Below are 12,768 nucleotides of genomic sequence, written 5' to 3'. Positions count from 1 at the left end.
CTCGGATGAGACCCGAAGCCCTGGTGGCCGGCAGGACCGGCCGCCGCTGCCTCGCCCTGCCGTCCAACCGGTTCGGCCTCTATCTCGCCCTGCGCCACTGGTGCTCGCCGGGAGAGCGGCTGCTGATGTCACCGATCTCCGCCGACGAGATCCTGTTCCTGGTGCTCGCGGCGGGCCTGCGGCCGGTGATCGCGCCGCTCTCCCCCGCCGACGGCAACATCGATCCCGGCGCGGTCGACCTCGACGCGGTGGACGCGGTCCTGACCACCAACCTGTACGGCCTGCCCGACCGGGTCTCGGCCTTCGCGGGCAAGGTCCTGATCGAGGACGTCGCGCACGCCATCGAGACCACCGTCGGCGGCCGGCCGCTCGGCACGTTCGGCGCCGCCGGGGTCTACAGCCTCTCCAAACACCCGGGCGCGGGCTCCGGCGGGGTGCTCGCGGTCGAGCACGAGTCGGACCTGCGGGCGCTGGAGCGTGAGCGGGACCGGCTGATGCTGCCGAGGGCGTTCGCCGGGGAGATCTGCTCCGTGCTGACCTCGATGGCCAGGCACGCGGCGCTCCGCCTCGGCATGGTCCGGCCCGCGCTTAGGCTCTCGCGCGGCCTGGGCCTGGAGGAGGAGCGGGAGGGCTACCGCATCGCCCCGCGCCCCGACGACGTGCGGCTGGCGCTGAAGCAGGCCCCCGACCTGCCGGCCTTCGACTCCTGGGTCCGGGCCGACCTGCACGACTACCGGACCCGGCGGGGCCACCTGTCGCGCTGGTACCAGTCGAGGCGGCTGCGGACCCTGGACCGGCAGCGTGAACGGCGGATCGCCGGGGTGCGGCTCCTGGCCGAGCTGCCGACGGCCGCGGCGGCCGTACGGGATCATCTTGAGCAGCCGCTGTTCCGGGTGCCGCTGCTGGTCTCCGACCGGGACGCGGCCATCGCCGACCTGGAACGGCGCGGCGTGGCGACGGGTTACCTCTACGACCCTCCCTACGACGACTACCTGCCGGAGTTCACCGAGGCCTCGCCCGCTCCCGCGGTCGCGCGCTGGTGGGGGCGGCACGTGCTCCCGGTCGACCCGCTGTACGCCCGGCGCGCGATGCCCGTGCTCCGCGCCCTCGCTCCGGCCCCGCCCGTCAGCCCGTGACCTCCACCTGGCCCAGCAGCTCCGCCAGGATCACGATCCCCCGCCTGACCTGGGAGAGGGAGGCCGAGCCGTACCCGAGGACGAGACCGTGCCGGCGCGGCGGCCCGTGATGGTGGCGGGCCGTCGTGTCGAGCAGCACGCCGCGTGCGCGGGCGGCCTCGACCACGGCCGGGACCGCGTGCTCGGGCAGCTCCACCATGACGTGCAGCCCCGCGGTGTCGCCCATCACCCGGGAGCCGAGAACCTCCACGATCGCGGCCCTGCGCCGGGCGTACTCCAGCCGCATGCGGCGCAGGTGCCGGTCCAGGTCGCCGCGCTCGATGAGGACGGACACCGCCTGCTGGGCCGGGCCCGAGGTCCGGTCGGCCAGGATGTGGCGGGTCCGGGCGACGGCGTCGAGCAGATCGGGGGCGGCGACCAGCCAGCCGACGCCGACGTCCGGGGAGAGGCTCTTGGACAGGGTGCCCACCAGGATCACCCGGCCCGGATCGAGGCCGTACAGGGCGGGCAGCGGGGCGACGTCGTAGCGGAACTCGGCGTCGTAGTCGTCCTCCACGACGAGCGCGCCGGCACGGCGGGCCCAGGCGAGCAGGCGTTCGCGGCGCGGGATGGGCAGGCGCCCGCCGAGGGGGTACTGGTGGGCGGGCGTGGTGTACAGCACGCGTAGATCATCGGGGAGGTCGTCCACCAGGACGCCGTCCCCGTCGACCGGGCAGGGGACGATCTCGGCGCCCCGGGCCGCGAAGACGTTCCTGGCCACCCGGTAGCCGGGCTCCTCGACACCCGCCCGGTCGCCGGGACGCAGGACGGTGGCGGCGACCAGGTCGAGGCCGTTGCCGGTACCCCGAGTGATCATGATGTTCTCCGGGCCGACCAGGACGCCCCTGCTCCTGCGCAGGTGCCCGGCCAGCGCCTCCCGGAGCCGGGGCAGCCCGTACGGATCCGGGTCCTCCCCCGGCGGCAGCTCCGCCGCCTGCCGCCACGCCCTGCGCCATGCGGCCTCGTCGTAGTCCTTCACCCACGGCTGCCCCGGCCGCAGGTTGATGATCTCCTCACCGTACGGCGGCGCCGCGCCTCGCCCGTCCGCCCGCCACGGGACATCCCGCTCACACCGCGCCGCGCCGTTCTCCTCCGGCGCCGCGCCGCCGTACCCGCGCTCCCGCCCCGGGCCGTGTCCGCTCCCCGGCCGGGGAACGCGGGGCCCGGAGCCGGGGGTGACGGCGCCGGGCGGTGCGGGGACGGTCAGGTCGGCCACGTACGTGCCGGAGCCGTGGCGCCCCTCGATCCACCCCTCGGCGTAGAGCTGCTGGTACGCCTCGGTGACGACGGTACGGCTGACCGCGAGCTGGCGGGCGAGCGCCCGGGTGGAGGGCAGGCGCTCGCCGGACTTCAGGGTGCCGTCCCGCATGGCGGCCCGGAGATGATCACCGAGCTGGGTGGAGAGCGGGACCGGGAGTTCCCGGTCCACGTGGACCGGGAGGTCGACCAGCCGGGCGGAGACCGGTGGATCGGCAGGTGAGACGGACGGCAAAGTGGTCTCCTGTAAGCGACAAGAAGTGGATATGTTTCCTATGTCCACTTCTTCCTAGATTAGGGTCATGCTCTCGACGACCTCCCGTACCACCCTTCTCCGCGGCAAGAACCGGGCCCGCACGGACCGCGACGACCTCTACGCCGTGCTGGACGCCGGACTGATCTGCCATCTCGGCGTCGTGGTCGACGGCTTCCCCATGGTCGTCCCCACCGGGTACGGCCGCATCGGCGACACCCTCTACCTGCACGGTTCCACCGGGTCCCGCTCCCTGCGCACGGGCGGTTCCGGCGGCGAGGTCTGCGTCACCGTCACGCATCTGGACGGCGTCGTGCTGGCCCGCTCGGCCTTCCACCACTCGGTCAACTACCGCTCCGCCATGGTCTACGGCCGCCCGCGCCTCGTGGAGGACCCCGAGGAGCACCTGGCGGGTCTGCGCGCGATCACCGAACAGCTCGCCCCCGGTCAGTGGGACGCCGTCCGCCCGCCGACCCGCAAGGAGCTCGCCGCCACGGCGGTGCTCGCCCTCTCCCTCGAGGAGGCCTCGGTGAAGGTGCGTCAGGGCCCGCCGGTCGACGACGGGGAGGACTACGCGCTGCCGATCTGGGCCGGCGTCCTGCCGCTCCGCACGAGCTGGGGCGTCCCCGAACCGGACCCGGTGATGACCGTGGACCTGACCGTGCCCGAGCACATCTCGTCCCGAACCATAGCCATCCGGTAAGGCTTCCCACGCCAACCAGTCGGTGGAAACGTACGTCTCAGTAGGAGGACGCACCCGAACCGGTGGAGGGCGCGATGACCGCCAGCGCATGGAGCCTGCCCGGATACACCGAGCTGCGCGAGCTCGGCGTGGGGGGCGGCGGCCGGGTGGTGCTCGCCCGGCACGACGTCTCCGGCGTCGAGGTCGCGATCAAATACCTGGCGGAGGATCTCAGGGGTGACCCGGACTTCCTCTCCCGGTTCCGGGACGAGGCCAGGCTCCTGGTGGAGCTCGCCGACCCGAACGTGGCCCGGCTCTACGAGTATGTAGAGGAGGCCGGGAACGCCGCGATCGTGATGGAGCTCGTCCACGCCGTCTCCCTGCGCGAGCTGATCCGCGAACACGGCTCCACCGGGCCGGAGGCGGCTCTCGTCGTGCTCAAGGGCTCGCTCATGGGCCTGGCCGCGGCGCACACGATGGGCCTGGTGCACCGCGACTACAAGCCGGAGAACGTGCTCGTCCAGGGGGACGGCGCGAGCAAGCTGGTCGACTTCGGCATCGCCGTACGCGCCGGTGAGACGGACCGGCCCGCGGGCACCCCGCCCTACATGGCGCCCGAGCAGTGGACGGGCTCCCCGGCCTCCCCCGCCACGGACGTGTACGCCGCCACGGTGGTCTTCTTCGAGTGCCTCACCGGGCACCGGCCGTACCGGGCGACCGAACGTGCCGTGCTGCTGTACCAGCACATGAACATCCCCGTCCCGGTCGAGGAGGTGCCGGAACCGGTCCGGGTGCTGGTCGCCCGGGGCCTGGCCAAGGACCCGCTGGACCGGCCGGCCACCGCCGCCGGCTTCGTGGCCGAGCTGGAGGCGGCGGCGGTGGCCGGCTACGGCGAGGACTGGGAGGAGCGGGGACGCCGCCGTCTGGCCGCGCTGGCGTCGCTGCTCCCGCTGCTCTTCCGGGGCGGTCCCCCGCAGCCTTCGGGCGGAACCACCCTGTTCCGCACCGTGCTGGACGCGGCCCGAGGCAAGTCGGCGGGCATACTCACCGGCGCCGGGCTGGCGCTCGTCGCGATCGGCGTCAGCGCCTACGTGCTGGCCTCCGGCCGCCCCCCGCAGGCCCAGGTCATCGACATCGCCGCCGCCACCGCGCCGCCCTCGTCCGCGCCGCCGGGATTCCCGGCCCCGGAGGTCTCACCCCCGGTGTCGTCCCCGCCGCCGGCGTCTCCGCCGTCCCCGGACTCCTCCGGTCCCTCGGCCGGCACCGGATCACCCCCGGGCGAGGCGTCCGGGCCCGGCGGTCCTCCCGGCGGGGCACCCGACGCTCCCGGCCCGTCCGCCACCACGACGACGGACGTCTCCGGCGGGACACCGGCGGCCTCGCCGACCGCCACCCCCTCGGAGAACCCACCGGCCTCCCCGACCCCGACCCCGACTCCCACACCGACCCCGACTCCCACACCGAGCCCCACACCCACACCGATCCCCACATCCCCATCGCCCCCCGCTCCGGAGGTCCGGCGGGTGGACGTGGTGCGGGCCACGCTCAACGCCAGGGGCACGGCCGTCGTATCGGTCTCCGTGAAGGCCGCGAACACCCGGCCGGTGCGCCTGCGCGTCGTCTTCCGGGCGGGCCGGGCCGTCCAGCGGACGGTCGTGCCGCTGTCCGGGGCGTCGGCCTACGCCCCGACGGTCAGATTCACCTTCCCGAAGGTGGCCTGCGGCTCAAGCTGGAGCGCGGTGGCGACCGGACTCCCCTCGGGCCGGACCGACCAGGTACGGGGCCGGACCCCCGCATGCCCGAGCCCGAAGCCCACGCCTACGCCCGAGCCCCAGACCACCCGTGACCCCGGGAAGAAGCCGTCCCCTCAGGACTCCGGCAAGCCGACGGCCGCTCCGCCGCCGAAGAAGACCCCCGCGCCGGAGAGGACCCCGGTGGTGAAGAAGACCCCGGTGCCGAAGAAGACCCCGGTGCCGAAGAAGACCCCGACGCCCGGTCAAATCAGATAATTCCTGGTCATAGCCCCGCCATCGATACCAAGTATCGATTAATCAGCGGAATCCGTGATCTTATGGCTAAACTACGGTCCGTCTGTTACGGGTGGGGGCCCAGGCAATTGAGGAGACCGTTATGTACGGCACGTCATCGGCCTGGCGAGTCCCCGGTTACACGGAGATTCGCGAGCTGGGAGCCGGCGCCGGTGGGCGCGTGGTGATGGCCCGGCACGATGCCGAAGGCGTTCTGGTCGCGATCAAGTATCTGTCCGACGACCTTCGCGGCGACGTCAGCTTCGTGGCCCGCTTCCGGCACGAGGCCCGGCTGCTGCACAGCCTGCGGGACCAGCACACCGTACGGCTGTACGACTACGTGGAGAGCGGCCAGGGCGCGGCCATCGTGATGGAACTGGTGGACGGCGTCTCCCTGCGCGCCATCCTCCGCTCGGAGGGACCGACCGGCCCCGAGGCCGCGCTGCTGGTGCTCAAGGGCTCGCTCCTGGGCCTGTCCTCCGCGCACAGGGCCGGGGTCGTGCACCGCGACTTCAAGCCGGAGAACGTCCTGGTCGAGGCCGACGGCACCAGCCGGCTCGTCGACTTCGGCATCGCGGTCCGCTCCGGCGACGGGGAGGCCCCCGCGGGCACCCCGCCCTACATGGCGCCCGAGCAGTGGACGGGCTCCCCCGCCGGACCGGCCACCGACGTCTACGCGGCCACCGTCGTGTTCTTCGAGTGCCTGACGGGCGCCCGGCCCTTCCGGGCGAAGAGCATTCCCGCGCTGGCCCGGCAGCACCAGGCCATGCCGCCCCCCGTCGACGAAGTCCCGGCCGGGCTCCGCGGCCTGGTCGAGCGCGGCCTGGCCAAGGACCCGTCCGACCGTCCGCCGACCGCCGCGGCCTTCCTCACCGAGCTGGAGGCCGTGGCCGCCGACGCCTACGGCCCGGACTGGCAGGAACGCGGACGCCGCCGGCTCGCCGGACTGGCCGGACTGCTGGCGGCGCTGTTCCCCCGTGAGGAGAAGGCTCCGGAGGCCGACACCTCGATCGCGGAGACCGAGCTGGATGACGCCGACTCCGCGTCGCTGCTGAGCAGGATGGGCGCCAAGATCGCGATCGGCGCCGGAGCCGTCGCGGTGATCGCCGTGGTGGCCGCCCTGCTGTCCGGTTCCGGCAGCACCGAACTCGACCCCCAGAGCTCGGTCACCACTCCGACCGCGGCGGCGTCGCTCCCGGTGGAGACGGCCCTCCCCGACGAGGAGACCGAGGCGCCCGCGGACGAGCCCACGGACGAGCCCGTGGAGGAGAGCCCCGAGCCGACTCCTGACACGACCGCGAGCGGAGTCGCCGACCCTCCGCCGGCGGCGCCCACCGCCGCCGCCACCGCCCCGACGCCCAAACCGTCGGCGACGCCCAGCCGGAAGCCGACCAAGAGTCCGACGAAGAGGCCGACGAAGAAGCCGACGCCCACCCCGACGGAGGAGGACGGCGGGCCCACCGTCCTTCCGGAAGGGCCGTCCACTCCCCCCACCCGCACACCGACGCCTACTCCGACGCCGCCCCAGACCACGCGTCCGACCACGCCGCCGGCCTCGACGCCGGTCTCGACACCGACCACGACGCCGGTCACGACACCGACCAGCGGCGAGACCCCCGACCTCGAAACGCCGCGGCGCGAGGGAGCCCCTCTCGAACCGGCCATGGTCCCCTCGGCCCTCCTGCTCCTGGGGCTGGTGACGAGCGGCGCGGTTCCGTTCACACTGACGGTGAGGCAGAGGATGGCGGGACGGCATCGGAGGCGGCGTTAGATGGTGAGACGGGCACGACCATGAACACCCATCGGGGGGACATCGCCGGATTCCGGCTGGCCGGGCGGACATGGATCAGCGAACTGGGCACGTGGTCCTCGGCGGTCTCGGCCGAGGGCAGACCGGTGAGCGCGCTCAGGTTCGACTCCCGGCTGATCGCCCGGCCCGGAGCGCGTGACCGGGTGGTCGGAGCCGTGGTCGCCGACCGCCGCCTGATCCAGGGCGGGCTGGCGGGGCTGGTCCCCGTCGCCGACCTGATCGGCGCACAGGACGAGGTGTGGTTGCTCACCGCGGATCCGGTCAGCCCGACGGTGACCGATCTGCTGGCCGAGGCGCCCGGCGCGCCGCGGCCCGACGCGGGCAGCGCGGCCACCGTCCTGGCGGAGACCGCTCAGACCCTGCTCGCCGTGCACTCCGCCGGGCTCGCCCACGGAGCGCTGCACCCGGGCGCCGTGGTGATCGCCCCGGGCGGGACGGCCCTGCTCGCCGAGCGCGGGCTGGTCGACGCCCTGCACGGGCGGCCTCCCGCCCCGGAACGGGACGTGGCGTCCTGGGCATCGCTCGCCCGGGGACTGGCCGCGACCTGGGCGGCGTCCTCCCCTCGGGCCGCCGACCTGTTCGAACGGACCGCGGCGATCGCCTCCACCCGGGGCCTCGCCGCGGCCCGCGACGCCCTGCTGACCGGGCGTGACCTCCTGCCGCCGGGGTTCCCCTCCCGCGACCGGCTGGTGGAGACCGTGCACTGGTGGACGACCCGGGAGACCTCTCCCCCGGCCGGGCCCTCGGTCCCGGCCCAGGCCGCCCCGGCGCGGGTGGACGAGGGGGAGATCGTCACCCTGCTGCACGTGCCGGAGGCGACGCGTGCGCCGGAGACAGGCGGCGGCCGTACCGAGGACGTCGTCATGCGGTTCGGTCCGGGAGTGCCGACGGAGACGACCGCGGAGCGGATCTGGCGCGCCGGGCGGGATCAGCAGCCCACCGTCCTGCCCGGGGAACGGCTGCGGACGGTCCGGCCACCGGCCGTGCGCCGCCGCCGTACGGTGCTCTCCTCGGTGATCCTCGCGCTGATGGTGGTGGCGGGCCTGATCGCCTGGCTGCTGCGCGGGGCGGCGGCGCCGCTGGCCGTGTCGGAGGTCGAGGTGATCACCCCCAAGAAGGTCCAGGGCTGCGACACGACGGTCAAGATCCGCGGGGTCCTCACCACCAACGGGGAGGCCGGAGAGATCCACTACCAGTGGAAGCGCAGCGACCGGAGAGCGCCGATCGAGCAGACCGACACGGTGGCCGCCGGGGAGACCTCACACGAGGTGAGCCTCGAGTGGACCGTCAAGGGCGAGGGGACCTTCAAGGGAACGGCCACCTTGCGGCTGCTCTCCCCGGTGCCCGAGGGCGCGAAGATCGAGGACAGAGCGAGCTTCACCTACAAATGTTCATGAACGTACTCGCCGTCCCGGAATGCAGCACATTCCGGTTCTTACTACTCTGACGGCCATGACCACGCAGACCCCCGCAGGCTGGTATCCCGATCCCTACGGCTCCCCGCAGTTGCGGTGGTGGGACGGGAACCAGTGGACCGACGCCACCCACCCGATGGAAGCGGCGGCCGGGCAGGCACCGGGACCGCAGCCGGACCGGTCGTTCCCGCCGCAGGGCACGGGTCCCCACCCGTCCTCCGCGCCGCCCCAGGCGCAGGGCACGGGTCCCCACCCGTCCTCCGTACCTCCTCAGGCGGGCATGCCGCCCAGGGCGGAGCAGCCCCGATGGGACGGCGCACCCGGCGACACCGCGCGGCTGCCGGTCTCGGAGTACGCCCCGCCGGGCGGCGGCTTCACCGGCCCGAACACGCCTCAGCAGGGTGGACCTCATCTGGGCGGTCCCCAGGCGGGTGGACCTCATCCGGGCGGTCCCCAGGGCCCCCACCACGGCCCCGCCGGGCACTTCACCGGCCCTGGCGGGCCCTACCCCGGTCCGGGCGGGCCCTACCCCGGTCCGGGCGGTCCTCAGCCCGGGAACAAGAGCCCGCTGCCCTGGATCCTGGGCGGTGTCGGGGCGGTCATCCTGGTCGTCGCGATCGTGGTCGCGGCCGTGTTCCTGATCAACCCGGATCGCACGTCGACCGCGAGCCGTTCCGTTCCCACGTCGGCCCCGACGACCCAGCAGCCCACCCCGGAGCCGACCCCGACCCCCACGCCCACCCCCACCGCGGCCCCGCCGTCCGCGGGCCCGCTCCCCCAGCCGTCGGACGGCCGCATCGAGGACCCCGTCACCGGCCTGTCCTACGCCTATCCGGGTGACGACTGGATCGTCCCCACCGACACCGGCACCAACCCGCTCGGGATCGTGTGGACCACCGGAATCCTGAAGATGTCCCACGAGAACTACGACGGCCGGGGGAGTAACTGGCTCGGCAACGTCTTCACCGCGGAACTGCCCGAGCAGGCCGGGTACACCGGGCCCGAGAGCGCGAAGGTCGCGGCGGAGGCGCTGCTGAACGCGATCGAACCGACTTTCTACCAGCCCCAGCACACGAAGAAGACCCTTGAGAGCAAGGCCATCAAGGTCAGCGGCAAGGACGCCTGGCAGCTCTCGGTCGAGCTGGACTTCTCCAAGATCTCGAAGGTCAGCGGCTGGAAGTGGAAGAAGGAGGAGGTCACCTTCGTGATCGTGGACCGGGGAGCCGGCAAGCGCCCGGCGGTGATGTACATCTCCGTTCCGGACAACCTCGACCGTGCGGTGACCGACCGTGTGCTCACGTCGCTCGAACTGTCGTAAGCGGAGGGCATTACTCTGAAGGCTATGAGTGACCTGCTGGTCTGGATCGACTGTGAGATGACCGGGCTCGATCTCGGCCGTGACGCCCTCGTCGAGGTGGCCTGCGTGGTCACCGACGGCGAGCTCAACCAGTTGGACGAGGGGGTTGACATCGTCATCAAGCCCCCGTCCGAGGCGCTGGAACAGATGTCGGAGGTGGTGCGGGAGATGCACACCGCCTCCGGGCTGCTCGCCTCGCTGGGCACCGGTGTCACGCTGGCCGAGGCCGAGACCCTCGTCCTGGAATACATCAAGAAGCACGTGCCGGAACCGAAGAAGGCCCCGCTGTGCGGGAACTCCATCGCCACGGACCGGTCGTTCATCGCGCGCGACATGCCGAGCGTGGACGCCTTCCTGCACTATCGGATGATCGATGTCTCCTCGGTGAAGGAGCTGGCCCGGCGCTGGTACCCCCGGGTCTACTTCGCCTCCCCGGAGAAGCAGGGCGGCCACCGGGCCCTGGCCGACATCGTCGAGAGCATCCGCGAGCTGCGCTACTACCGCGCGGCCGTCTTCGTGCCCCAGCCGGGCCCCGACTCCGCCACGGCCCGCGAGCTCGCCGAAGAGGTCTCCGCCGCCAAACCCTGACCCGCGACGCGCAGTCCCCATAAAGGGGGTGCGTAAGGACTCCCAAAGACCGCTACACTTTTTCTGTGCCGCTGCGGCGGACATGGTGGGCGTAGCTCAGTTGGCAGAGCGCCAGGTTGTGGTCCTGGATGTCGGGGGTTCAAGTCCCCTCGCTCACCCCTAGGGGAAAGGCCTGGTCGGTAATATGACCAGGCCTTCCGTATTTCCGGGTTCCGCCTCGTCCGCCCCGGTGCCGGGCCGTCCGCGGGCGTGGGAGGCGGGTGCCCGGCCCTTCACGACCGACCGTCGTATTTCTTCCTACTTTCGGCTTATCCACCAAAGAAGGATGTTGCGGGTTATGCTCGCTCCTATCGCTACGCCGTAAGACCGGGGGCCTCGGCGACCTGATCGTGTTGCTGCGACGGAGGCCGGATGAGAGTCGACGATGCCGGGTTCAGCGCCGAACCCAGAGTCGTTACGGGCTTGAGCAGGCGCGAGACCGAGGTCATGGAGTTGATCGCGAACGGTCACTCCAACGGGGAGATCGCCCGGCACCTGTTCCTGAGTGAGAAGACCGTCAAGAACCACGTGAACCGGATCTACGCGAAACTCGGCGTGGACTCGCGGGTCACCGCGATCGACGTCTGGCTGGAGCAGGTCTCCCGAGACACTCCCCATTGACCGAGGCGCCGCGGGGACCGCACGCCGCGGCGCCGGACGGCAGCGCCCCGGCGTGGGCCGGACCCCTTCCGCCGTGACGCCGGGGCGCGCTGCCGGCCCCGTCAGGCCGACAGCCCGAGGTCCTGGAACGCCGTCAGGGCGCGGGTGACGGCGGCGGTTCCCTCCTGGATCTCGGCCGCCGTGACCGACAGCGCCGGGCGGAGCCGTACCGACCGCTCACCGCAGGGCAGGACCAGTACGCCCTCGTCCTCTCTGAGCGCGGCCACCAGCCGGTCGCGCTCCACCGGGTCCGGCAGGTCGAACGCGCACATCAGGCCGCGGCCCCGGGCGTTCTCCACCAGGTCGGGGAAGGTCTCCTGGAGCTTCAGCAGCCCGGCGAGGAGTTCCCCGCCCAGCTCGCCGGCGCGCCGGATCAGGTCGTCGCGCTCGACGATCTCCAGGATCCGGCGGGAACGGACCATGTCCACCAGTCCGCCGCCCCAGGTGGAGTTGATCCTGCCGCTCACCCGGAACACGTTCTCCGGCACCAGGTCCACCCTGCGGCCCGCCATGACCCCGCCCACCTGGACCTTCTTGGCGAAGGCGACCACGTCGGGGTGGAGGCCGAGCTGCTGGTAGGCCCAGGGGGTGCCGGTGATGCCGGCCCCCGTCTGAACCTCGTCCATGACGAACAGCGCGTCGTGCTCGTGGCAGAGGCGCTCCATCGCCTGGAGGAACTCGGGACGCATGTGGTTGTCGCCGCCCTCTCCCTGGATGGGTTCGGCGACGAAGCAGGCGATGTCGTGCGGGTACCGCTCGAAGGCCGCCCTCGCCTGGGCGAGGGCCCGTTCCTCGGCTGCCTCGACGTCCCCGAAGTGGATGGCCGGCACCTCGATGCGGGGCCAGTCGAACTTCGGGAACCGGTCGGTCTTGACCGGGTCGGTGTTGGTCAGCGAGAGGGTGTAGCCGCTGCGGCCGTGGAAGGCCCGGGTGAGGTGGAGCACCCTGGTGCCGAGCTCCGGGGACCGGCCGTGGGCGGCGTTGTGGCGGCTCTTCCAGTCGAAGGCGCATTTGAGCGCGTTCTCCACGGCCAGCGCGCCGCCTTCCACGAAGAACAGGTGGGGCAGCTCCGGGTCACCCAGAACGCGTGTGAAGGTCTCGACGAAGTCGGCGAGGTGGGTGGTGTACAGGTCGGAGTTGGCGGGCTTGTTCGCGGCGACCTCTCCGAGCAGGGCGAGGAAGTCCGGATCGTCGGCGAACGGGTTCACGCCGAGCGGCGCGGAGGCGAAGAAGGTGTAGAAGTCCAGATAACTCCGGCCGGTCCGGGCGTCGACGAGCCGGGAGCCCCGGCTCCGTTCGAGGTCGAGAACCAGCCGGTAGCCGTCGACGAGCAGATGGCGAGCGAGGCGGCCGTGCACGTCCATGTCCCCTCCGCGATGAGTCGGACAGATGATTCTCCGTCAATGACACATCTACCCGGAGACGTTACGCGTGAATAGCTGTTCTCGTGAAGATTCTTCGCCATCGCAAGGAACGGCGCTCTCCGCGGGCGGCGGTCCCGAGCG

Annotated in this window: 10 protein-coding genes and 1 tRNA gene; 9 read left to right on the top strand and 2 right to left on the bottom strand. The window is 72.3% G+C overall.

Translation table 11 applies throughout. The annotated features are described in order from the left end of the window. Positions 1 to 5 precede the first annotated feature (5 nt). On the top strand, positions 6 to 1,136 hold the full coding sequence (locus tag IEZ08_RS20800; protein ID WP_203863429.1) for a DegT/DnrJ/EryC1/StrS family aminotransferase: 1,131 nt from the start codon (positions 6 to 8) through the stop codon (positions 1,134 to 1,136). Here the strand turns inward: IEZ08_RS20800 and pdxR are convergent. Continuing rightward, the gene (gene pdxR, locus IEZ08_RS20795; RefSeq protein ID WP_189242718.1) at positions 1,126 to 2,667 is read right to left on the bottom strand and encodes a MocR-like pyridoxine biosynthesis transcription factor PdxR; all 1,542 of its coding nucleotides are present in this window, start codon (positions 2,665 to 2,667) and stop codon (positions 1,126 to 1,128) included. The genes IEZ08_RS20800 and pdxR overlap by 11 nt on opposite strands. Positions 2,668 to 2,734: 67 nt before the next feature. On the opposite strand from pdxR, the gene IEZ08_RS20790 reads away from it, so the two are divergent. From IEZ08_RS20790 to IEZ08_RS20755, 8 genes are all read left to right on the top strand, one after another. Continuing rightward, a complete protein-coding gene (locus tag IEZ08_RS20790) occupies positions 2,735 to 3,388 on the top strand; it encodes a pyridoxamine 5'-phosphate oxidase family protein (protein ID WP_189242717.1) in 654 nt (217 codons plus the stop codon). Positions 3,389 to 3,462: 74 nt separating this feature from the next. After that, positions 3,463 to 5,376, top strand: a complete 1,914-nt coding sequence (locus IEZ08_RS40295) for a protein kinase domain-containing protein (RefSeq protein WP_189242716.1) — start codon at positions 3,463 to 3,465, stop codon at positions 5,374 to 5,376. A 121-nt stretch (positions 5,377 to 5,497) separates the two neighbouring features. After that, the gene (locus IEZ08_RS20780; protein WP_189242715.1) at positions 5,498 to 7,165 is read left to right on the top strand and encodes a serine/threonine-protein kinase; all 1,668 of its coding nucleotides are present in this window, start codon (positions 5,498 to 5,500) and stop codon (positions 7,163 to 7,165) included. A 20-nt stretch (positions 7,166 to 7,185) separates the two neighbouring features. Then, a complete protein-coding gene (locus IEZ08_RS20775; protein WP_189242714.1) occupies positions 7,186 to 8,601 on the top strand; it encodes a protein kinase family protein in 1,416 nt (471 codons plus the stop codon). Positions 8,602 to 8,656: 55 nt separating this feature from the next. Then, positions 8,657 to 9,937, top strand: coding sequence for a DUF2510 domain-containing protein (locus IEZ08_RS39675; protein WP_203863428.1), 1,281 nt, complete (start codon positions 8,657 to 8,659; stop codon positions 9,935 to 9,937). Between the two features lie 24 nt (positions 9,938 to 9,961). Next, entirely contained in the window at positions 9,962 to 10,564 is a 603-nt protein-coding gene (orn, locus tag IEZ08_RS20765; RefSeq protein WP_068926114.1) for an oligoribonuclease, read from the top strand. Between the two features lie 85 nt (positions 10,565 to 10,649). Further along, positions 10,650 to 10,722 (top strand) — tRNA-His (locus IEZ08_RS20760). Between the two features lie 253 nt (positions 10,723 to 10,975). Then, positions 10,976 to 11,224 (top strand): helix-turn-helix domain-containing protein, encoded by a 249-nt coding sequence (locus tag IEZ08_RS20755; RefSeq protein WP_068926116.1) that lies wholly within the window; start codon positions 10,976 to 10,978, stop codon positions 11,222 to 11,224. 101 nt (positions 11,225 to 11,325) lie between these two features. Here the strand turns inward: IEZ08_RS20755 and lat are convergent, their stop codons facing one another. Then, positions 11,326 to 12,627, bottom strand: a complete 1,302-nt coding sequence (gene lat / locus IEZ08_RS20750) for an L-lysine 6-transaminase (RefSeq protein WP_189242713.1) — start codon at positions 12,625 to 12,627, stop codon at positions 11,326 to 11,328. Positions 12,628 to 12,768: the final 141 nt, after the last annotated feature.

Origin of the sequence: Planobispora rosea (genome assembly GCF_014648175.1) — a bacterium.
In the GTDB taxonomy this organism is placed as follows: Bacteria; Actinomycetota; Actinomycetes; order Streptosporangiales; family Streptosporangiaceae; genus Planobispora; species Planobispora rosea.
This window is presented reverse-complemented; position numbering and strand designations above follow the sequence as displayed.